Here is a 20,118-nt window from a genome sequence, read left to right on the forward strand (position 1 = left end):
GTAGGAGCACATGACCGATCGCATTAAGAAGGGCGGCCTGGAAATCGCCGCCGAACTCCATGATCTGGTGGCCAACGAGATCGCGCCGGGCACCGGCGTGGACCCGGAGCACTTCTGGGCGCAGCTGGAAAAGATCCTCGCCGATCTGGCGCCGCGCAATAAAGCGCTGCTTGCCAAGCGCGACGACATTCAGGCCAGGATCGACGCCTGGCATCTGGAGCGCAAGGGCAAGCAGCTCGATCTGGGCGAGTACAAGCGCTTCCTCACCGAACTGGGCTACCTGCTGCCCGAAGGCGACGACTTCAGTGTCTCCACCGACAACGTGGACGACGAGATCGCGCACATCGCCGGCCCGCAGCTGGTGGTGCCGGTGAAAAACGCCCGCTTCGCGCTGAACGCGGCCAACGCACGCTGGGGCAGCCTTTACGACGCGCTCTACGGCACCGACATGATCTCCGACGAGGGCGGTGCCGAGAAAGGCGGCGCCTACAACCCCAAGCGCGGCGATAAAGTGATCGCCTACGCCCGCGACTTCCTGGACAGCTACTTCCCGCTGGCCAGCGGTTCGCACAAGGACAGCACCGGTTACCGCATCGACAACGGCAAACTGGTGGTGCGCCTGAGCGGCGGCGAAAGCGGCCTGAAGGATGAAAACCAGCTTCAGGGCTTCCTGGGCGAGGCGGCGCGGCCCTCCGGCGTGCTGCTCAAGCACAATAATCTGCACGCTGAAATTCAGATCGACGATCAGCATCCGATTGGCGCCGAGGACCCGGCCAACGTCAAGGACGTGCTGCTGGAATCCGCGGTCACCACCATTCAGGACTGCGAGGATTCGGTGGCCGCCGTGGACGCCGAAGACAAGGTCGAGGTGTACCGCAACTGGACCGGCCTGATGAAAGGCGATCTCAAGGAAAGCTTCGAGAAAAGCGGCAAGCGCCTGACCCGCGATCTCAATAGCGACCGCGAATACACCGCGCTGGACGGCTCCACCCTGACGTTGCAGGGCCGTTCGCTGTTGCTGGTGCGCAACGTCGGTCACCTGATGACCAACCCGGCGATCCTGCACAACGGCGATGAAATCCCCGAAGGCATCATGGACGCCATGGTCACGGTACTGGCCGCCATGCACGATCTGAAAAAGACCAGCGGCGCGCGCAACAGCCGCGCCGGTTCGGTGTACATCGTGAAGCCGAAAATGCACGGCCCGGAAGAGGTGGCGTTCGCGGTGGAATTGTTCGAGCGCGTGGAAGACGCCCTCGGCCTGGCCCGCAACACTCTCAAAATCGGCATCATGGACGAAGAGCGCCGCACCACCGTGAACCTGAAGGAGTGCATCCGCGTCGCCCGTGAGCGGGTGATCTTCATCAACACCGGTTTCCTGGATCGCACCGGCGACGAGATGCACACCTCCATGGAAGCCGGCGCCATGGCGCGTAAGGGCGACATGAAAGGGATGCCCTGGATCAACGCCTACGAAGACTGGAACGTGGACATCGGCCTGGAATGCGGCCTTAAGGGCGTGGCGCAGATCGGTAAAGGCATGTGGGCGAAGCCCGACGAAATGGCCGAAATGATGGCCAACAAAGCGGGTCACCCGAAAGCCGGCGCCAACTGCGCCTGGGTGCCGTCACCGACCGCCGCCACCCTGCATTCCATTCACTACCATGAAGTGAACGTGCAACAGGTGCAGGACAAGCTGGCCGAGCGCAAGCGCGCCTCGTTGGATGACATTCTCACCATTCCGTTGCTCGACCGTGAACTCAGCACTCAGGAAATCCAGCAGGAGCTGGACAACAACGCGCAGGGGATTCTCGGCTACGTGGTGCGCTGGATCGACGCCGGCGTGGGTTGCTCCAAGGTGCCGGACATCAACGACGTGGGCTTGATGGAAGACCGCGCCACCTGTCGGATTTCCAGCCAGCACGTGGCCAACTGGCTGCATCACGGCATCGTTAGCGACGATCAGGTGATGGAATCCATGCAGCGCATGGCCGCGGTGGTCGACAAGCAAAACGCCGGCGACCCGGACTACACGCCGATGGCGCCGGACTTCGACGCCAGCATCGCCTTCCAGGCCTGCTGCGACCTGGTGTTCAAGGGCCGTGAACAGCCCAACGGCTACACCGAACCGGTCCTGCACCGTCGCCGCCGTGAGCTTAAGGCGCTACGCGGCTAACCGCTCTGGTGGTGATCAAAAAAGCCCGCTTCGGCGGGCTTTTTTGTGGGAGCAAGCCGCAAGCCGCAAGCCGCAAGCTCAGCCTGTAGCTTGTAGCTTACAACCCCCTGACCTCCACCTTGACCTCCAGAGGCAGTTCCGCCTGGCGGGTTTGTACGCGCACCGAGCCGAGCCCGGCGGCGCTGTCACGTTCGCTGACGCTGATCGCGCCGAGCGGCTGCCATTGCCCCGGGGTCAGCATCAGGGTGCTGGTGCTGCCCTGGGTACGGGCGTGGCCGCGCGCGTCGGGCGGCTCGTCGAAGCGTTGCTCGATGCTCAGGCGCACGCGCCCGTCGGCGGTCATTTGCGGGGTCACGCGGATGCCTTGTTTTAGGCTCACCAGCGCCGGGTAATAAGTGCCCGAGAGGGCCACCAGGGTGCCCTGGCTGATGCCGGCGGCATGGCCGGTGAGGGTGCTGATCTGATAATGATCCTGACGTTCACCGCGTTGCCCGGTGGCGCCCAGGGTGATGCGGCCCTGCTGGATACCGGCGCGGGCGGCGCTGCTCTCGGTGCTGCCGACGCGGCGAAAATGCACCACCACGGTGCGGGGTGCGTCGGGCATGTCGCCCAGGGCGGCGAGAATTTCGTCAAAGTTGGCTTCGGTGGTGCGGATGATCAGCTTGCCCTGGTAGGCGTTGACGTAACCGTCCGCCGGCACCAGCGGTTCGATCACCGGCACCAGCGCGGCGGCATCGCTGCGCTGGATAATATGGATCGACATCTGCGCTTGCAGCGGCGTGGCCAGCGCCAGACACAGGCTCAGGCAGAGCAGGGCGAGTGGTGAACGAAGGCGGGACATAGTGCGGGTCCGGTGGCGATGATGGCCCATGATAGCCGTCCACCCGGTGGCTGGTAAGCACCGCCGGGTGGAGGGGCATCCGGTGCTGAGCGGCCTGTCAGCGGCGTGGGCCATCGATGTGCTGGTTGTCGTGCCAGCGCATGGGCATCAGCGTGCCGTCCCGGTCACGCAGGTAACCTTCGCCCTCTCGCCGGTCATCGCGGTAGGGAATGATCGATTGCACCCGGCCGTGCTCGTCGTACTCGACGAAGCGGCCCTGGCGCTTGCCGTTTTGGTAGGCGCCGGTCAGCAACGGGTAACCTTCGCGGCTGATTTTCCGCCATCGCCCGTCCAGCTTGTCGTCGCGGAAGCGCACCTGCATCAGGTGGCTGTCGTAAGGAGCGCTCAGTAGCGCTTCGCCCTGGCGCTGGCCGTTTTCGAAGCGCAGTTTCAGGGTCGGCTCGCCGTCGCTGTTGAACTCTTCCCAGACTCCGGCGCGCTTGCCGTCGCGGTAAACATGGCGGGCCAGCAGCTCGCCGTCGGCGCTGCGGTCGATCTGCTCGCCGTCCATTTCGCCGTTGTTGTAATGGCCGGTGTGGACCACGCCGTCGTCTTTAATGGTGCGCCAGGCGCCGTCGCGCTGGCCCATTTTATAGTGGCCGGATTCCACCACCTGGCCCTGTTCGTTCTCGGTGCGCCAGTCGCCGTGGTACTCGCCCCGCTGGTAGTGCAGGTACTTCCACCACTGTTGGTCGGGGCCGGTGCGTTCGCGACCTTCGCCGTGGCGTCTGCCGTCCTGATAGTGGTACTCGGCGATCAGGCGCTCGCCGCGATACTGGTGCCAGACACCGGTCGGCTTGCCGTCTTTCATCCGCCCTTCGCGGCGCACACCACGATGGTTGGTGGCGACGTAGCGGCCCTGTTCGACGCGATCAACGGTGTGGCGTAAACCGCTGACGCGGCCGTCGGTGAAATCGATCCGCCAGCGGGTGTCCTGGTTGGGGTAGGACAATCCCACACGGCTGACCTGGCCGTCGCGGTGATCGGCGATGACGTACAGCCACACCGGGGCGTCGTTGCGATAGTGCCCTTGGGCGTCGCGGTGATAATAGACTTGGCGGCGTACCAGTTCGCCGTCGGAGTTGCGCGAATAGGATTCCAGCACCCCCGGGGCGGTGTAATCGGAATGGCCGATCAGATTGCCGTCGCGATCATAGCGGTTGTAGAACTGGTCGTAGCGGCCATCGCGGTAACGTCTTTGTTCATAGATCTGGCCGTTCTCGGGGTAATAGCTCACGTGCATGCCGTTGCGCTGGCCGTTTTGGTAGGGCTCATCCAGCAGTTTCGCGCCTTGTTCGTCGAACATTTCCTCGACGCCGTGCCGCTCGCCATGGCGATAGGGAACGCTGCGTTCCAGTTGGCCATTGTCGTAGAAGATCTCATGGTCGCCGTGCAGGCGCCCTTGAGCGTCGCTGTGGCCGCGCTCCTTGACCTGGCCGTTCGGGTACAGGTAGCGCCAGTCGCCGAGCCAGGCACCGTCCGCGTCGCCGTCCGCGCTGACGCGCACGCCTTCGCCATACAGGGCATCGCCGTCGCGGTAATGGGCGCGATAAAGATAGCCGGGGCCATCCGGGTTCTCGGGCAAGGGCAGGTCCAGATAGTACAGGGCCTTGTCAGTCCGCTCCGTGGGGGTGTCGTAGGCGCTGAAGTACTGGCGGTCGGCGTGGCCGCAGACGGCGCCACCGAGCAGCAGCACGGCGGTGGCCAGGCGGATGCGATACCCGATCATTGTGGTAACCCCGGCAAGGTGGCGTTCATTTCCCGGGTGCGTTCGCCTTCGGTGCGCAAGAACACCACCTCCTGGACCGTTCCCCAGAACCGGTGAATCGGAGCCTCTGGTTGGGTTTGATCGCGGTTCTCCGTGGTGCTGTTTTCGGCACCGCCGGTGTTGTCATCAGCGCGGTTGCCGCTGTCGTTCAGCGGCTGCAAAGCCAGCCCGGTGGCGTCGCGGGCATCGAAGCCGATCGACCCGGCGAGGTTGCATTGTTCGGGCACACGCACGCTGTGCGGGTCCACGAATTCCACGCATCCGGGCCGCTCGCGGGTGGCGGTGACGGTGTGCACCCGGGCCGGGCAACTGACTTGGAAGGCCACGTCCCGACCGTAGAAATACTGGATTTTATCGTCTTCGGTGCGCAGCTCGAAGCCACTGCGGGCATCGTCATCATCGCCGCCGCCAATCACCCAGGAAAAGTGCAGGGGCGTGCCGTGGTAGTCGGTGCCCTGTTCCGGTGTCAGGGTGCACAGGCGCAGGCCGGGTGGGCCGGTGACGCGCAGGCGGTTGTCCTGAAGGCCACTGATTTCCATCTGCTCAATCAACGTCTCCGGGGCGTCCGGCAGCGGCGGGATCGAGGAGAGACCATGACGCACCCCCGGTGGCTGCGCGTTGCCCGGCTCGGGCGTGGGCCGCAGGGTAAGGGTGAGCGGTTGCTCTTCGCTGCGCAGCGGCGTGACCCGCAAGGCGCGGATCGGCGATTTGCTCTGGTACACGAACACCTCCTCGGGCAGGCCCAGGGTGAGGCGCTCGACAAACGTCTTCGCCGACTCGTCGCCCTGCTTCGCCGGGCGTGAGACCATGGCGAAGGCGATGGGCTCGCCGTCTTCGCCGAGGGGCTGGGCGGCAATCCGCGCCGCGCCGCTGACCCGCACCTGAACCTGGCCGTCTTTCCAATCGTCGATGCTGACGCCCTCGGGGAGCCCCTGGCCGTCACGTCGCACGGTGACCGGCTCGCCGGCCAGCCACAACTCGGCGATGGCGTCGACTTTAAAGGGGGCATCGGCGGCGGGCTGGGTGTCGGGGCGGGGAATCAGCAAATCCCGGTCGCTGAGACTTTCCACCGGTTCGGCAAGACGGTACAGGCCGCCGCTTTCCGCCAACCGGTTGAGCACCAGCGCCTCGGGGGGATCGCCGTGGAAACCGGTGAAACGCAGGTTCACCTGGCCGAGCTCGCTGGCCAGCACCCAGTCACCCCGGGTCAGCACCCGGCCCTCCTCGATTTCGTAGAAAAGGCTGTCGGCAAGGCTCTCGAGCAGCCGCTTCAGCTCGGCGCGGTCGCGCCAGCGTGTCGGGTCGCGGGGTTCATGGAAGTTGGGGCTGTGCAGCTGACGTTCAAAGAAATCGGAGTACATTTGCACGCGCACCGGGTCCAGGTCCCAGTCGTTCACCGGCAGCGGGTAATGCCGCTGGCTGAGCAGCATCAAGCGCTGCTCAACTTCCACTTCCTGCTCGGGCAGGGTCATGCGGCTGCTCAGCCGCAACGCCTCGGGCATGCCCGAGGGCAGGCGCGCGATCATGCGGGCCTGGCCCTCCACGTTGTCGCCATCGAGGGTCAATGCCATCAGCACCCGCTCGCCCTGCCGGGCGAGAACGCGGTATTCCGCGTTCACCGGCGGCAGCCCCCAGAGCGCCGCGCTGGCGCTCCAATGATCGCCGGGGCGGGGGTCGTCGGGCAGCGGCACCGAAGTGGCGGTGGACTGATTGAGCAGCGTTTCCACTTTGTCGCCGAAACGTTCCTTGAGTTGCTTGTAAAGCGCCGGGTCGGCGATGCGGGTTTCCTTGACCTCGCCGTCCTCGATGCGGCTCAGGGTGCCGCTGCCGAGGAATTCGCTCATCTGCGCGGCGCGTTTGCCGGCGCGTTCCAGGTGGCGGGTATCCAGCTCGCCCAGGTTGCCCAGGCGCAGCCAGGGCAGGGTGGTGCGAATCCACAGGCCATCGTCCTGGCTGTCGTCGACCCGGTTGTGGACCAGCGCGGTGAGCGCCACGTCCTGGTCATAGCCACTGGACAGCTTGGTCATGGTTTGCTGGGAGAGCAGCAGGAATTCGTCTTCGAAATCGGCGGCGGGCGGGGTGTCATCCTGGCAGGCGGACAAGGCAAAAAGGCAGAAAAAGGCGATAAAAAAACGCATACTTACAACTCCGTGAAAGCGGAAGTGTAACGAAGACACGGGCCGAATGGGGCGCGCGGCGGCAAAATTGTGAAAAAGCCCGCTTTTTCATGATCCGTGGCGCCGCGCGGTACAACTGTGAATCGGCTTAGGGCCTGTTCACACTAATTTGATGGTCGCGCCGGAGGTCGTTTTCGCGCAAACCAAGGCGCGGTGAGCGCGGTGTGGGCCGCCACACAAGCGAACCGCAACGCGGGATTGCGCGAAAACGACCCCGGCCCTTCGGGTTAGCAACGCGACCATCATAATTAGTGTGAACAGGCCCTAGAGGACGCAAAGGTGTTCGGCAACAGCGAGGCAGTCAGCTCCAACCAAACGGACCCGCACCCGGGGCTGGAGAACATCGTGCGCCGGCATCAGCGCAACCCCTGGCGGGCGCCGCTGGCGGACCATGACCGGGCGGCATTCGTCGAGGCGCAACGGTGGCGGCAAGCGCGCGGCGCGCACCGTCCGGTGATTCTCGATTCCGGGTGTGGCACGGCGCGCTCCTCGGTGTGTCTGGCGCTGCGTTATCCCGAGGCGCTGGTGTTCGGGCTGGATCAGTCCGAGCATCGCTTGGCGCGGGGCAGGCGGCGGTTCTCGCCGTTGCCCGACAATCTGTTGCTGCTGCGCACCGACTGCGCCGGCTTCTGGCGGCTGGCCGGGCAGGCCGGTTGGCGGCCGTGGGCGCATTACCTGCTCTATCCCAACCCCTGGCCAAAAAGCGCGCATCTGAAACGCCGCTGGCATGGCCATCCGGTGTTCCCGGATCTGCTTACTCTGGGCGGCACTCTGCGGCTGCGCAGCAACTGGGAGCTGTATCTGCGGGAAATGGCCCAGGCTCTGGCGTTGGCCGGGCAAGCTTCACGGTTGGCGGTGCTTGAGGACGGCAGCGAGCCGCTCACCGATTTCGAGGATAAATATCGGCACAGCGGTCACCGGCTCTGGGAACTGGTGGCGCCGTTGACGCCGCCGCCGGATCAGCCCTGAAGCGCGTGAACGGCTACGGACGCACTTGGCGCGGCTCTCTCCGGGTTGCCGTGGGCGCGCTGCCAGTGCTGCTCGAACTGGCGGGCCAGTGCCGGCCGCCGCGGCCATAAGCGGCGGCGGCAGGCGAGAATCCGCTCGGCGAGGGCGGGCGCGGTGGCATCAGACCAGCAGTTTGAACATTTGCCGGTGTGGGATGTGGGCATCCATGAACACGCCGCCAGAGGCGGAGAAGCCGGCGGATTCATAGAAGCTGGTGGCGTGGGTCTGGGCGTACAGGAAGATTTCGTTCATGCCGGCGCCGCGGGCGGTTTCCTCGGCGGCGATCAGCAGGGAACGGCCGACACCCGTGTTGCGGTGGGTTTCGAGCACGCACAACCGGCTGATTTGCCCACTGCCCAGCAGGCGCAGGCAGCCAATCGGGCGTTGCTCGCCATCACGGGCCAGAAAGTGACGGGCGGCCGGGTCGGCGCCGTCCCATTCCAACTCTTCGGGCACGCCCTGTTCGCCAATAAAGACGCGTTCGCGCAGGGCGCGCAGATCAGTCTGGTGTTGGTCCCAGGAGGTTTCAATAATGCTAAAGGCCATGGCGTTCTCGTTAAAGCTCGGCAAAGTAGCCCTGGTCTATCCAGTCGTTGAGCAGAGCCCGGCCGCCTTCGGTCAGTACGGCGGCCAGTTCGTCGTGTTGGTAGCGGCGCTTGCGGGCAAGCAGGCTCGCCAGAGGTTTCTGGTCCGGGTTCAATGGCCAGGGTTCGCCGTTGATCCAGATGAGGTTGTCCAGACAGATCAGCCGGGCGCCGCCGTGGCGCACCAGCGCGGTGTCGGGATCGGCGGCGCGAATCTGCTCCGCCTCGATCAGAAAATCAAGCCCGCTTTGCCGGGGCGTGCTTAGCCAGCGGCACACGGCGCTGGCGGCGGCCTCGCGGTTGAGCAGGTCAAAGGCCCGCTCAAGCATGCCTTTCAGCTCGGCGGGTTGCAGGTGGCCGGCATCGATGGTGGGCGTGCGCCCGGGGTCCTGATACAAAGCCGGCCCGACGTCAGCCAGGCTTTCGGCGACCATTTCGGCGAGCAAATCGCGATAATCGGGAGCCCGGAAGCCCACCGACCAGGTCACGCAGTCGCTGTCCAGGGCGACGCCATGGTGGGCCACGCCCGGCGGCAGATAGAGCACGTCGCCGGGTTCGGCGATGTGCTCTTCGATGACCGGCATATCGGCGAGCATCTTCAGCGGCGTGTCGCTGCGCTGCGGCGTTTCATCGTCACAGAGTGGGCCGAGCTGCCAATGGCGCCGCCCCGAGGCCTGAATCAGAAACACATCGTATTGATCGAAATGAGGTCCGACGCTGCCGCCCTCGGCGGCGTAGCTGATCATGATGTCCTCGATCCGCCAGCCGGGCAGAAAGTCGAAATCGTCGAGCAACAGCGAGGTTTCGGTGAGGTAGTGGTCCACCGACTGCACCAGCAGGGTCCAGTCCCGTTCGCCGAGGCTGGCGAAATCGCCCGCTTCGAAGGGCCCCTGACGCAGGTTCCAGGGGCCGTTTCCGGCGCCTTCAATCAGCCGCGATTCCACCTCCGGCTCCAGGGTCAGCCCGGCCAGGGTGTCCGCGTCTGGATGCTCCAGGCCACTGGCGCTGCCTGGCATGAACAGGCTGGCGCGTTGCCAGTAACGCTGGAGGAAGTCCTCCGGCGTCATCGGCAGCCTGAAGCGGGGCAGAACGGATTCGTCGTGCATGAAAGCCTCGTTAACGCGGGGCCGCTGGCCCGGCGTGGGTCAGATGGCGCGCGCTTGCTTGCCGGCGTTGCCGGTATAGCCAGCCGGGGTCAGTGCCTTGAGGCGTTCCTTGGCCTCCTCGGGGATCGCCAGGGTGTCGATGAATTCGACCAGCGCCTGTTCGGTGATCGCCTTGCCCCGGGTCAACGCCTTGAGCTTCTCATAGGGCTTTTCGATGCCGTAGCGGCGCATCACGGTCTGAATCGGCTCGGCCAGCACTTCCCAGGCCTGGTCCAGATCCTCGTCCAGGCGGGCGCTGTTGATCTCCAGCTTGCCGATGCCTTTAAGGCTGGCTTCGTAGGCGATCAGGCTGTGCGCCAGGCCCACGCCCACGTTGCGCAGCACGGTGGAATCGGTCAGATCGCGCTGCCAGCGCGACACCGGCAGCTTGGCGGCCAGGTGGTCCATGATTGCGTTGGCGAGGCCCAGGTTGCCCTCGGAATTCTCGAAATCGATGGGGTTCACTTTATGGGGCATGGTCGAGGAACCGACTTCGCCTTCCACGGTGCGCTGCTTGAAGTAGCCCAGTGAGATGTAGCCCCACAGGTCGCGGTCGAAATCCAGCAGGATGGTGTTGAAGCGCATCAGGGCGTGGAAGTATTCGGCGATCCAGTCGTGCGGCTCGATCTGGGTGGTGAAGGGGTTGAACGTCAGCCCCAGCGCTTCCACGAAGCGGCGGGCGAAGGCCGGCCAGTCGACTTCCGGGTAGGCGGCGAAATGGGCGTTGTAGTTGCCCACGGCACCGTTGATCTTGCCGAGGATCTGCACCGCGGCGAACTGTTCGCGCTGGCGCTGCAAGCGCGCCACCACATTGGCCATTTCCTTGCCCACGGTGGTCGGCGAGGCGGATTGGCCGTGGGTGCGCGAGAGCATCGGCTGGTCCGCCTGGGCGTGGGCCAGTTTGCGGATCGCGTTGATCACCTGATCCAGCTTGGGCAGCATCACTTCGCGGGCTTCGCGCAGCATCAGGGCGTAGGACAGATTGTTGATGTCCTCGCTGGTGCAGGCGAAATGCACGAACTCGGTCATTTCGTCGAGTTCTTCGTGGCCGGCCATGCATTCCTTGATGAAGTACTCCACCGCCTTGACGTCGTGGTTGGTGGTGCTCTCGATCTCTTTGATGCGCTCGGCGTGCTGTTCCTCGAAGTCGCGGGTGACGCCGCGCAGATGCCAGGCGGCCTTGCCGCTCATCAGCGGCACTTCGGGAATCGCTTTTTCATGGGCCAGCTGCTCCAGCCAGCTCACTTCCACATGAACCCGGTAACGGATCAGTCCGTATTCACTGGTGATGGCGCGCAGCGCGTCGCACTTGCCGGCGTAGCGGCCGTCCACCGGAGAAATGGCGGTCAGGGAACTGGGGCTGGACATGGGGCAAACTCCTGCTGGGGAATCCGAAGGCGGCGCAATGATACAGCAAAATGACGGCGGTGGCGCTTCGCCAGCCGGTGGCCGGGCGTCAGCGCCATTCAGGTACGTCGCACTTTTAAAGCTATTTATAGAAAAATGTTATAACTCACTGAATTTTATACTATTAAGAATTTTCAGTTGCTGCTTCCGTTGGAGCAGAAGGCGCCAGCGGCGCCCGCCCATCTGATGCCACAAAAAAGCGGCGCGGACGCCGGCCAGAAACAGGGCGCGAATGCGGGCGGCGTTGTCCTCGTCTTGCAGCAGGGCGGGCTCACCCTGCACCCGGATGCGAAACCGGAAGGTACCCAGGGTGTCCAGGTAGATGCCCGCCAGGCGGTGGCAAAAGGCGTTGCTGGCGAGGTTGTCGAAATGGGCGCGCTGGCCTTCCAGGGCAATCAGGCGGTGGCGCAGTATGCTGATCACGTCGCTGTTCTTGCGCAGCCGCGAGGACAAATGCAGCAAGGCGAGAGCGTGATTGAGGGCGCGGGCGTTTTCCTTGCTCTGCTCACGGCCGAGGCTGCGACGCAGCAGGCGCAGGCCGTCCTGGAGGCGGGCGGGTTGCGGATAGATGGCCGGAAAGTCGCTCTCGTTCATCGCCATGACGCCGCCAAACAGGGCTTCCGCGGCGGCGTTGTCGCATTCGCCACGGGTGGCGACCTGGTCGGCCAGCACCGCGGCCTGGAACACCGCGGCCAGGGCCATGAGTTGCTGCTGCTCGGGGGTCATCGGGTCTCCTCGATCACGGCGCCGCCGAGGCAGATGTCGCCGTCATAGAACACTACCGACTGCCCCGGTGTCACCGCCCGTTGTGGTTGGTCAAAGTGTACCCGCACCCGGCCCCCGCCAGCTTCTTCCACGGTGCAGGCCTGATCGGCTTGCCGATAGCGGGTTTTGGCGGTGAGGCGCGCGGGCAGGGCGGGCGGCGCCATCGCCACCCAGTCGACCACGGCGCTGGTCAGCGCCTGGCTGAACAACAGGGGGTGGTCCTGGCCCTGCACGGCGATCAGTACATTGCGCTCAAGATCCTTGCCGGCCACGTACCAGGGCGCATCGCCGGCGTCGGCGCGGCCGCCGATGCCGAGCCCCTGGCGTTGCCCCAGGGTGTGATACATCAGACCCTGGTGGCGGCCAATGACCTTGCCGTGGTCGTCTTCGATGGCACCGGGCTGGGCCGGCAGGAAGGTTTCCAGGAAATCCTTGAAACGGCGCTCGCCGATAAAGCAGATGCCGGTGGAGTCTTTCTTCTTATGGTTATGGAAACCGCGTTCGGCGGCCAGTTGACGCACCTGGGGCTTTTCCATGTCGCCGAGGGGAAACAGGGTGCGGGCGAACTTGTCGCCGCCCACCGCGTGCAAAAAATAGGTCTGGTCTTTGTTGGTGTCCGCCGCGCGCAGCAGCCGGGCGCGGTCGCCGCCATGCCCGACGCGGGCGTAATGCCCGGTGGCGATGCCGTCGGCGCCCAGGGTCATGGCCTGGTCGAGAAACGCGCGGAACTTGATTTCCTTATTGCAGAGGATGTCCGGGTTGGGGGTGCGGCCGGCGCGGTATTCGGCGAGAAAGTGCTCGAACACCCGGTCCCAGTATTCGCCGGCGAAGTTGGCGGTGTGCAGCTCCATGCCCAGCACTCCGGCCACCTGGATGGCGTCCATCAGGTCCTCGCGGGCGGTGCAATACTCGGTGCCGTCGTCTTCGTTCCAGTTCTTCATGAACAGGCCTTCGACCTGGTAACCAGCGTCGATCAGGCGGGCAGCGGCCACCGACGAATCCACGCCGCCGGACATGCCAACGATCACTCGGGTCTGTGCAGGGGCTTTATCAAGCATTGGTCATCTCGGCCAGGGTCTCCACGGGCACCATACAGGGTCGATCAATACGGCGGCGATCAGCGTTGTTGCAGCGGCCACGGGTGCTGGTAGATCGCATCCAGAGGCAGCCGCCGGCCGCTCAGATAATCCTCCACGCAGCGGCTCACCAGCGGGCCGCGGTGTTCGGCGTGGCGCGCGCGGATCTGCTCGGGGCTCAACCACAACGCCTCCAGAATACCGTGATCCAGCTTCTGGCGGGGATCGTGACCGAGCGGGCGGGCCACGAAACAGGTGCGGTAATAGACGCCGGCGCCCTTGTGCGGCTGAAAGATGTACCAGCCCAGCAGATCGGTGATTTCCACCCGCCAGGCGGTCTCTTCCAGGGTCTCCCGGTAGGCCGCCTGCAGCAGATCCTCGCCGAATTCGGCGTGGCCGGCGGGCTGATTGAGCACCGCCTGGCCGGCCTGCATTTCACGCACGAACAGCAGCCGGCCCTCTTGTTCGACGATGGTGGCCACAGTAATGTGCGGTTCAAAGCTGTTCATGCGCTGTCCTGACGATTGGAGATGGCGGGCGAGGGCGCCAGATGGTAGCGCACCGGCGCCCGCCGGGACAGCCACCCCCACGCCGACCGGTGTGGGGTCTGCCGAGGAGATAACAAGCCGTGAGCGAATCGTTCAGCCATCTGGATGCCCGGGGCCGGGCGCGCATGGTCGATGTCACCGACAAAGCGGAGACCAGCCGCAGCGCCCACGCTCGTGGCCGCATCCGCATGGCGCCGCGCACGCTGGCGATGATTCTCGATCAGGCGCATCCCAAGGGCGATGTGCTGGCGGTGGCGCGCATCGCCGGCATTCAGGCGGCGAAAAAAACCTGGGAGCTGATTCCGCTTTGTCACCCGTTGATGCTCGGCGGCGTGGAGGTGCAACTGGAACCGGATGGCGACGATGCCCTGCGCGTGGATGCGCATTGCCGCCTTAAAGGCAGCACCGGCGTGGAGATGGAAGCGCTGACGGCGGTCACGGTGGCGGCCTTGACGGTCTACGACATGTGCAAGGCGGTGGACCGGGCCATGGTCATTGAGCAGGTTTGCCTGCTTGAGAAAAGTGGCGGGCGCAGTGGCGATTTTGTCCGGGAGCCGCAATGAGCGCCGCGCCGGCCGCCACCGTCGAGGTCCGGTTTTTTGCTGCCCTGCGCGAGCGCGCCGGCGTTGACCGGCTGACGGTGACGCCGCCGGCTCCGGCGCTGGTGTCGGTGGCGGCGCTGTGTGACTGGCTGGCCGGGCAGACCCCGCAACTGGGCCGCGCCCTGGGCGACACGCCACGGCGCATGGTGGCGATCAACGAGGTGCTGGCGACGATGGACAGCGCGCTCCGGGACGGCGACGTGGTGGCGTTGTTTCCGCCGGTGACCGGCGGGTGAGCGCGATCCGCGTGGCCATCGAAACGTGCCCCCTGGCCCCGGCACGGGCGCTCGGCGACGACGGCGCCAGCGGGGCGCGGGTGGTGTTTTCCGGGCAGGTGCGCGATGAGCAGGGCAAGGTGCAGGCGTTGTTCCTGGAGCACTACCCGGGCATGACCGAAGCGGCCATGGAAAACATCGCCCGGGCGGCGCAACAGCGCTGGCCTGTGAATCTGATAGAAATTATTCATCGGGTTGGCGAACTGGCGGTGGGCGACGAGATTGTGCGGGTGACGGTGTGCGCCGCCCACCGGCAGGCGGCGTTTGAAGCCTGCGCCTTCCTGATGGACGTGCTGAAAAGCGAAGTGCCATTGTGGAAAAAGGTGCTCAGCGGCGGCGTTTGGCACTGGGTGGAGGCCCGCGACGACGACGCCCGCGCGGCTGCGCGCTGGAGGGCGCCTTAGGGGCGTGCACGGTGATCGCGCGCCACTGGCCCGGCGCCAGGCCGTCCAGGTTCCAGTCGCCGATTGAGCGGCGCACCAGGCGCAGGGTGGGATGGCCAATGGCCGCGGTCATGCGCCGCACCTGGCGGTTGCGACCTTCGTCTATGGTGAGTTCCAGCCAGCGGTCGGCTACCGTGAGCCGCGTGCGTACCGGCGGTTGGCGCGGCCAGAGATCAGGCGCGTCGACCCGCCTGACGCGCGCCGGCCGGCAGCGCCCGTCCTTGAGTGTTATCCCCTGGCGCAGGGCATCCAGCCGCTGCTCATCCGGTTCGCCTTCGACCTGCACCAGATAGGTTTTCGGCAGATGAAAGCGGGGGCTGGCAATGCGCGCCTGCAGGGCGCCGTCGTCGGTAAGCAGCAGCAAACCCTCGGAATCCCAGTCCAGCCGTCCGGCCGGATAGACCCCGGGCGTGTCGATGTAATCCTTGAGCGTGCGCCGGCCCCGGTCGTCGGTGAACTGGGAGAGCACTTGAAAGGGTTTGTTAAACAAAATCAGCCGGGACATGGTGTTTTTCGCCTTAGAGCGGGTATCAAGGCCAAGCAAGGGTAACGCCTGAGTGCTATACTCGCCCGGCAACCGAATTCTACGGTTTTTCTCAGAGGGAGTAGTGTAGATGGGATACCAAAAGATCACGGTTCCGGCAGACGGTGACAAAATCACCGTTAATGCGGACCTATCCCTGAATGTCCCCAACCACCCGATTATTCCGTACATCGAAGGGGACGGCATCGGCGTCGATATCTCGCCGGTGATGATCAAAGTAGTGAACGCGGCCATCGAAAAGGCCTACGGTACCAAACGTGGCATCACCTGGATGGAAATCTATGCCGGTGAAAAAGCCACCAAAGTCTACGGGCCCGATGTCTGGCTGCCCGACGAGACCCTGGAAGCCATGCGGGAATTCACCGTCGGCATCAAGGGCCCGCTGACCACCCCGGTGGGTGGCGGCATCCGTTCATTGAACGTGGCCCTGCGTCAGGAACTCGACCTGTATACCTGCATGCGCCCGGTGCGCTGGTTCGAAGGCGTGCCGAGCCCTGTTCGTCATCCGGAACTCACCGACATGGTGATCTTCCGCGAGAACTCCGAAGACATCTACGCCGGCATCGAGTGGCCCGCCGACGGCCCCGAAGCCACCAAGCTGATCCGCTTTCTGCGTGAGGAAATGGGCGTCACCCAGATCCGTTTCCCGGAAGGTTGTGGCATTGGCATCAAGCCGGTCTCCCGCGAGGGGACCCAGCGTCTGGTCCGCAAGGCGATCCAGTACGCCATCGATAACGACAAGGATTCCGTCACCCTGGTGCACAAAGGCAACATCATGAAGTACACCGAGGGGGCCTTTAAGGATTGGGGCTACCAGATGGCCCGCGACCGCTTCAACGCCGAGTTGCTGGACGGCGGCCCGTGGATGGTGATGAAGAACCCGCGCACCGGCAAGGACATCATCATCAAGGATGTGATCGCCGACGCCTTCCTGCAGCAGATTCTGATGCGTCCGGAAGAGTACAGCGTGATCGCCACCCTGAACCTGAACGGCGACTACATTTCCGACGCCCTGGCGGCGGAAGTGGGTGGCATCGGCATCGCGCCGGGCGCCAACATCGGCGGCTCCGTGGCCCTGTTCGAGGCCACCCATGGCACCGCGCCGAAATACGCCGGCCAGGATAAGGTCAATCCGGGTTCACTGATTCTCTCCGCGGAGATGATGCTGCGCCATATGGATTGGGAAGACGCGGCGGATCTGGTGATCCGGGGCGTGGAAGGCGCCATCGCGGCGAAGACGGTGACGTACGATTTCGAACGTCTGATGCCCGACGCGACGCTGCTTAAGTGCTCTCAGTTTGGTGACGCCGTCATCGAACACATGGGGCTCTGACCCGACCGGCGTTACCTGGGTTCGGAATGCGCGCCCTCTGTTTCAGAGGGCGCTGCTTTCCCGTTCCCGCTCACGTCGCCGCTGCGGCCTTTGCCGCCGGGCGCCGGCGGGGCTGTCGCCAGGCTTGAGATTGACCGCGTGATAGCCTTTGCTGGCTTCCAGGCATTCGTATTCCACGTTCTGCCCCGCATACAGGGTCTTGTAGCCGTCCCCCTGAATGTAGGAGTAATGCACGAACAGATCGTCGCCGCCTTCATCGGGGCGCACGAAGCCATACCCCTTGGCGTTGTTAAACCACTTTACCGTTCCCGTCGCCATAGTCCTTCCCTCTTGGGCGCTGGCTATGATTGTTGTTGTGTTCCCGCTACCTTGGCCCCAGCTTTGATCCCCGGCCGGGGTTACAATAGATCGCTTTTTGAGCAACTGTTCCTGATGGCCGGCGGGGTGTCAAGTCGCATGGACTCGCGTCATGAATCGCGACAGGATTTAATCGGCTGTCGGTTTGCCGCAAGCCGGACGGCGGGATTGAAAAACAGCGTTATGTCCCTCATTTGTTCATTGCTCGCTGACGCCCGCGGGTATACAACCGTTAGAGAAGGTTATGAATAGGCAGCACCACCTGACGCTCCCTTTGATGGAGACACGGATGGCAAGCCGATCGGGGCCGGACAAGCCGGAATCCCCCGATCGTCAGGGTGAGGTGACCGTCGAGGAAGCAAAGCCTCGACTTAAGCGCCCACCGATGTTCAAAGTGTTGATGATGAACGACGACTACACCCCGATGGATTTTGTCGTCGAGGTCCTTGAGACCTTTTTCAGTATGAATCGGGAGCAGGCCACGCGGGTCATGCTCACGGTGCATACCCGGGGCAAGGCGGTGTGTGGGGTGTATCCCCAGGACATCGCCGAGACCAAGGCCACGCAAGTGGTCGATTACGCCCGCGAGCATCAGCATCCGCTGATGTGCCAGGTGGAAAAAGCCTGACGGGCAACAGCAGTGAGGTAGCCTATGCTCAGCAAAGAACTGGAACTGACTCTTAACGAGGCTTTCCATCATGCCCGCACCCACCGCCATGAATTCATGACCGTGGAACATCTGCTGCTGGCGCTGCTTGATAATGAAGCGGCGGTGGAAGTGCTGCGCGCGTGCGCCGCCGATCTGGAGGAACTGCGCGAGGCCCTGACTCAGTTTATCGACGACTCCACCCCCCTGCTGCCGGAAGACGGCGAGCGGGATACCCAACCGACGCTGGGCTTCCAGCGCGTGCTGCAGCGCGCGGTGTTCAGCGTGCAGTCCTCCGGCAAGAAGGAAGTCACCGGCGCCAATGTGCTGGTGGCGATCTTTAATGAACAGGAGAGCCAGGCGGTTTATCTGCTCAACAGCCAGGACGTGCACCGTCTGGATGTGGTCAATTTCATCGCCCACGGCATTTCCTCCCAGGTTCAGGACAGCGACCCGGCCGCCGAGCAGCGCGCTGAAGAGGGCGAAGCCAGCGCCGAGGGCACGCCGGCCAGCGCGTTGGATTCCTACGCCACCGACCTCAACGAAATGGCCCGCGCGGATCGCATCGACCCGCTGGTGGGGCGTGCGTTCGAGATCGAACGGGCCGCGCAGATTCTCTGCCGCCGGCGCAAGAACAACCCGCTGCTGGTGGGCGAACCGGGGGTCGGCAAGACCGCCATCGCCGAAGGGCTGGCGCGCATGATCGTCGAGGAACAGGTGCCCGAGCCGCTGCTGGACGCGGTGGTCTACTCCCTGGACCTGGGCGCCTTGCTGGCTGGCACCAAGTACCGGGGCGATTTCGAAAAGCGTTTGAAGAATCTGCTCGCGGAGCTGCGCAAGAAAGACAACGCCATTCTGTTCATCGATGAGATTCACACCATCATCGGTGCCGGGGCGGCCTCCGGTGGCGTCATGGACGCCTCCAACCTGCTCAAGCCGCTGTTGGCGTCCGGCGAGCTCAAGTGCATGGGCTCCACCACGTTCCAGGAATACCGCACCATCTTCGAGAAGGACCGGGCGCTGTCCCGGCGCTTCCAGAAAATCGACGTGGTGGAACCGAGCGTGGAAGACACCGTGGGCATTCTCAAAGGGCTCAAGAGCCGCTTTGAAAAGCACCACAATGTGCAGTACACCGACGCGGCGTTGAAATCCGCCGCCGAGTTGAGCGCCCGCTACATCAACGACCGTTTCCTGCCCGACAAGGCCATCGATGTGATCGATGAGGTCGGTGCCTGGCAGCGGCTGCGTCCGGAAAATGAGCGCAAGGTCACCATCGAGCAGGAAGACGTGGAAGCGATGGTCGCCAAGATCGCTCGCATTCCGCCCAAGCAGGTGTCCTCGTCGGACAAGGAAGTGCTGCGCAACCTGGAGCGGGATCTGAAGATGACCGTGTTCGGCCAGGAGAAAGCCATCGACGCGATCTCGGCGGCGATCAAGCTGTCCCGGGCCGGTCTGAAATCGGACCACAAGCCGATCGGTTCCTTTATGTTCGCCGGCCCCACCGGGGTCGGCAAAACCGAGGTCAGCCGGCAATTGGCGCGGGCGCTGGGCGTGGAGCTGGTGCGCTTCGACATGTCCGAGTACATGGAACGGCACACCGTGAGCCGGCTGATCGGCGCGCCCCCGGGCTACGTCGGTTACGACCAGGGCGGGCTGCTCACCGAAGCGATCACCAAGACGCCACACTGTGTGCTGCTGCTGGATGAGATCGAAAAGGCGCACCCGGAGGTGTTCAATATCCTGCTGCAGGTGATGGACAACGCCTCGCTGACCGACAACAACGGGCGCAAGGCGGACTTCCGCAACGTGATCCTGATCATGACCACCAACGCCGGCGCCGAGGTGCTCAGCAAGCGCTCCATCGGCTTCACCGATCAGGATCAGTCCACCGATGGCATCGAGGCGATCAAGAAAATGTTCTCTCCGGAGTTCCGTAACCGGCTCGACGGGGTGGTGCAGTTCAACGCCCTGAGCGCCGAGGTGATTCTCGGCGTGGTCGACAAGTTCCTGGTGGAACTGCAGGCCCAGTTGGATGAGAAAGCGGTGGTCCTGGACATCGACGACCAGGCCCGTCACTGGCTCGCGGACAAAGGCTACGACAAGGACATGGGCGCTCGCCCCATGGCCCGTCTGATCCAGGAGCAGATCAAGAAGCCACTGGCGGAGAAGCTGCTGTTCGGTGAACTCGCCAACGGCGGTGGCCAGGTGCACATCACCGTCGGCGAGGATGGCCTGGTGCTGACCGTGGATGCCTCGGCGGAAGAAGCCACCTGCTAAGCGGGTTGTTGCAACCGCTATTAAAGAAGCCCGGCGCAAGCCGGGCTTTTTTTGGTTGATTGCGGAATAGCGGGAATTGACTCAATGCCGATCCATTTCCCATCGCC

At 64.2% G+C, this 20,118-nt stretch carries 19 protein-coding genes; 8 read left to right on the forward strand and 11 right to left on the reverse strand.

All coding sequences use genetic code 11. The features are described 5' to 3' along the window. Positions 1–10: 10 nt before the first annotated feature. Positions 11–2,176: a malate synthase G gene (locus CGS25_RS16545; protein WP_101676135.1), complete on the forward strand. Its 2,166-nt coding sequence runs from the start codon at positions 11–13 to the stop codon at positions 2,174–2,176. Between the two features lie 97 nt (positions 2,177–2,273). Here the strand turns inward: CGS25_RS16545 and CGS25_RS16550 are convergent, their stop codons facing one another. From CGS25_RS16550 to CGS25_RS16560, 3 genes are all read right to left on the reverse strand, one after another. Further along, entirely contained in the window at positions 2,274–3,017 is a 744-nt protein-coding gene (locus CGS25_RS16550) for a hypothetical protein (RefSeq protein WP_101676136.1), read from the reverse strand. A gap of 97 nt (positions 3,018–3,114) precedes the next feature. Then, complete coding sequence (locus CGS25_RS16555) at positions 3,115–4,785, reverse strand: toxin-antitoxin system YwqK family antitoxin (RefSeq protein ID WP_101676137.1); 1,671 nt, start codon at positions 4,783–4,785, stop codon at positions 3,115–3,117. Beyond that, entirely contained in the window at positions 4,782–6,962 is a 2,181-nt protein-coding gene (locus tag CGS25_RS16560) for a hypothetical protein (RefSeq protein ID WP_101676138.1), read from the reverse strand. Before CGS25_RS16560 ends, CGS25_RS16555 begins: the two co-directional genes overlap by 4 nt. A gap of 318 nt (positions 6,963–7,280) precedes the next feature. Between CGS25_RS16560 and CGS25_RS16565 the strand changes: the two genes are divergently transcribed. Beyond that, positions 7,281–7,970 carry a class I SAM-dependent methyltransferase gene (locus CGS25_RS16565; protein WP_198588832.1) on the forward strand — a complete coding sequence of 230 codons (690 nt, stop codon included), beginning with the start codon at positions 7,281–7,283 and terminating at the stop codon, positions 7,968–7,970. A gap of 159 nt (positions 7,971–8,129) precedes the next feature. Here the strand turns inward: CGS25_RS16565 and CGS25_RS16570 are convergent, their stop codons facing one another. The 6 genes from CGS25_RS16570 to CGS25_RS16595 all read right to left on the reverse strand — a co-directional run bounded on the left by CGS25_RS16570 (position 8,130) and on the right by CGS25_RS16595 (position 13,495). Continuing rightward, the gene (locus CGS25_RS16570) at positions 8,130–8,555 is read right to left on the reverse strand and encodes a GNAT family N-acetyltransferase (RefSeq protein WP_101676139.1); all 426 of its coding nucleotides are present in this window, start codon (positions 8,553–8,555) and stop codon (positions 8,130–8,132) included. A 10-nt stretch (positions 8,556–8,565) separates the two neighbouring features. Then, positions 8,566–9,699, reverse strand: a complete 1,134-nt coding sequence (locus tag CGS25_RS16575; RefSeq protein ID WP_089032330.1) for a JmjC domain-containing protein — start codon at positions 9,697–9,699, stop codon at positions 8,566–8,568. Positions 9,700–9,738: 39 nt separating this feature from the next. Next, positions 9,739–11,106, reverse strand: coding sequence for an adenylosuccinate lyase (gene purB / locus CGS25_RS16580; RefSeq protein WP_089032329.1), 1,368 nt, complete (start codon positions 11,104–11,106; stop codon positions 9,739–9,741). 138 nt (positions 11,107–11,244) lie between these two features. After that, on the reverse strand, positions 11,245–11,871 hold the full coding sequence (gene hflD / locus CGS25_RS16585) for a high frequency lysogenization protein HflD (RefSeq protein WP_101676140.1): 627 nt from the start codon (positions 11,869–11,871) through the stop codon (positions 11,245–11,247). After that, positions 11,868–12,968 (reverse strand): tRNA 2-thiouridine(34) synthase MnmA, encoded by a 1,101-nt coding sequence (mnmA, locus tag CGS25_RS16590; protein ID WP_101676141.1) that lies wholly within the window; start codon positions 12,966–12,968, stop codon positions 11,868–11,870. The genes hflD and mnmA overlap by 4 nt, the downstream gene beginning before the upstream one ends. Before the next feature lie 59 nt (positions 12,969–13,027). Beyond that, positions 13,028–13,495, reverse strand: coding sequence for an NUDIX hydrolase (locus CGS25_RS16595; protein ID WP_089032326.1), 468 nt, complete (start codon positions 13,493–13,495; stop codon positions 13,028–13,030). Between the two features lie 164 nt (positions 13,496–13,659). Between CGS25_RS16595 and moaC the strand changes: the two genes are divergently transcribed. The 3 genes from moaC to CGS25_RS16610 are packed head-to-tail and all read left to right on the forward strand — an operon-like array spanning position 13,660 to position 14,815. Then, on the forward strand, positions 13,660–14,097 hold the full coding sequence (gene moaC / locus CGS25_RS16600) for a cyclic pyranopterin monophosphate synthase MoaC (RefSeq protein WP_089034513.1): 438 nt from the start codon (positions 13,660–13,662) through the stop codon (positions 14,095–14,097). Next, the gene (locus tag CGS25_RS16605) at positions 14,094–14,372 is read left to right on the forward strand and encodes a MoaD/ThiS family protein (protein ID WP_089032325.1); all 279 of its coding nucleotides are present in this window, start codon (positions 14,094–14,096) and stop codon (positions 14,370–14,372) included. The genes moaC and CGS25_RS16605 overlap by 4 nt, the downstream gene beginning before the upstream one ends. Next, positions 14,369–14,815 (forward strand): molybdenum cofactor biosynthesis protein MoaE, encoded by a 447-nt coding sequence (locus CGS25_RS16610; protein WP_089032324.1) that lies wholly within the window; start codon positions 14,369–14,371, stop codon positions 14,813–14,815. The genes CGS25_RS16605 and CGS25_RS16610 overlap by 4 nt, the downstream gene beginning before the upstream one ends. On the opposite strand, the gene CGS25_RS16615 is transcribed toward CGS25_RS16610, so the two are convergent. Then, positions 14,739–15,359: a pseudouridine synthase gene (locus CGS25_RS16615; protein WP_101676142.1), complete on the reverse strand. Its 621-nt coding sequence runs from the start codon at positions 15,357–15,359 to the stop codon at positions 14,739–14,741. The two genes, CGS25_RS16610 and CGS25_RS16615, sit on opposite strands and share 77 nt — an antisense overlap. Positions 15,360–15,468: 109 nt before the next feature. On the opposite strand from CGS25_RS16615, the gene icd reads away from it, so the two are divergent. Then, the gene (icd, locus tag CGS25_RS16620; RefSeq protein ID WP_089032322.1) at positions 15,469–16,731 is read left to right on the forward strand and encodes an NADP-dependent isocitrate dehydrogenase; all 1,263 of its coding nucleotides are present in this window, start codon (positions 15,469–15,471) and stop codon (positions 16,729–16,731) included. Between the two features lie 42 nt (positions 16,732–16,773). On the opposite strand, the gene CGS25_RS16625 is transcribed toward icd, so the two are convergent. Further along, positions 16,774–17,049: a cold-shock protein gene (locus CGS25_RS16625; protein ID WP_089032321.1), complete on the reverse strand. Its 276-nt coding sequence runs from the start codon at positions 17,047–17,049 to the stop codon at positions 16,774–16,776. A gap of 328 nt (positions 17,050–17,377) precedes the next feature. Between CGS25_RS16625 and clpS the strand changes: the two genes are divergently transcribed. Both clpS and clpA read left to right on the forward strand, forming a co-directional pair. Continuing rightward, on the forward strand, positions 17,378–17,716 hold the full coding sequence (clpS, locus tag CGS25_RS16630) for an ATP-dependent Clp protease adapter ClpS (protein ID WP_089032320.1): 339 nt from the start codon (positions 17,378–17,380) through the stop codon (positions 17,714–17,716). Between the two features lie 24 nt (positions 17,717–17,740). Continuing rightward, complete coding sequence (gene clpA / locus CGS25_RS16635) at positions 17,741–20,011, forward strand: ATP-dependent Clp protease ATP-binding subunit ClpA (RefSeq protein ID WP_089032319.1); 2,271 nt, start codon at positions 17,741–17,743, stop codon at positions 20,009–20,011. The last annotated feature ends 107 nt before the right edge of the window (positions 20,012–20,118 follow it).

Source organism: Alloalcanivorax mobilis (genome assembly GCF_002864685.1).
Taxonomy (GTDB): domain Bacteria; phylum Pseudomonadota; class Gammaproteobacteria; order Pseudomonadales; family Alcanivoracaceae; genus Alloalcanivorax; species Alloalcanivorax mobilis.

Excerpts from the sequence above, each read along its gene's own strand:
- CGS25_RS16545 (WP_101676135.1), top strand. The coding sequence starts at position 11 with ATGACCGATCGCATTAAGAAGGGCGGCCTGGAAATCGCCGCCGAACTC.
- CGS25_RS16550 (WP_101676136.1), bottom strand. The coding sequence starts at position 3,017 with ATGTCCCGCCTTCGTTCACCACTCGCCCTGCTCTGCCTGAGCCTGTGT.
- CGS25_RS16555 (WP_101676137.1), bottom strand. The coding sequence starts at position 4,785 with ATGATCGGGTATCGCATCCGCCTGGCCACCGCCGTGCTGCTGCTCGGT.
- CGS25_RS16560 (WP_101676138.1), bottom strand. The coding sequence starts at position 6,962 with ATGCGTTTTTTTATCGCCTTTTTCTGCCTTTTTGCCTTGTCCGCCTGC.
- CGS25_RS16570 (WP_101676139.1), bottom strand. The coding sequence starts at position 8,555 with ATGGCCTTTAGCATTATTGAAACCTCCTGGGACCAACACCAGACTGAT.
- CGS25_RS16575 (WP_089032330.1), bottom strand. The coding sequence starts at position 9,699 with ATGCACGACGAATCCGTTCTGCCCCGCTTCAGGCTGCCGATGACGCCG.
- purB (WP_089032329.1), bottom strand. The coding sequence starts at position 11,106 with ATGTCCAGCCCCAGTTCCCTGACCGCCATTTCTCCGGTGGACGGCCGC.
- hflD (WP_101676140.1), bottom strand. The coding sequence starts at position 11,871 with ATGACCCCCGAGCAGCAGCAACTCATGGCCCTGGCCGCGGTGTTCCAG.
- mnmA (WP_101676141.1), bottom strand. The coding sequence starts at position 12,968 with ATGCTTGATAAAGCCCCTGCACAGACCCGAGTGATCGTTGGCATGTCC.
- CGS25_RS16595 (WP_089032326.1), bottom strand. The coding sequence starts at position 13,495 with ATGAACAGCTTTGAACCGCACATTACTGTGGCCACCATCGTCGAACAA.
- moaC (WP_089034513.1), top strand. The coding sequence starts at position 13,660 with ATGGTCGATGTCACCGACAAAGCGGAGACCAGCCGCAGCGCCCACGCT.
- CGS25_RS16605 (WP_089032325.1), top strand. The coding sequence starts at position 14,094 with ATGAGCGCCGCGCCGGCCGCCACCGTCGAGGTCCGGTTTTTTGCTGCC.
- CGS25_RS16615 (WP_101676142.1), bottom strand. The coding sequence starts at position 15,359 with ATGTCCCGGCTGATTTTGTTTAACAAACCCTTTCAAGTGCTCTCCCAG.
- icd (WP_089032322.1), top strand. The coding sequence starts at position 15,469 with ATGGGATACCAAAAGATCACGGTTCCGGCAGACGGTGACAAAATCACC.
- CGS25_RS16625 (WP_089032321.1), bottom strand. The coding sequence starts at position 17,049 with ATGGCGACGGGAACGGTAAAGTGGTTTAACAACGCCAAGGGGTATGGC.
- clpS (WP_089032320.1), top strand. The coding sequence starts at position 17,378 with ATGGCAAGCCGATCGGGGCCGGACAAGCCGGAATCCCCCGATCGTCAG.
- clpA (WP_089032319.1), top strand. The coding sequence starts at position 17,741 with ATGCTCAGCAAAGAACTGGAACTGACTCTTAACGAGGCTTTCCATCAT.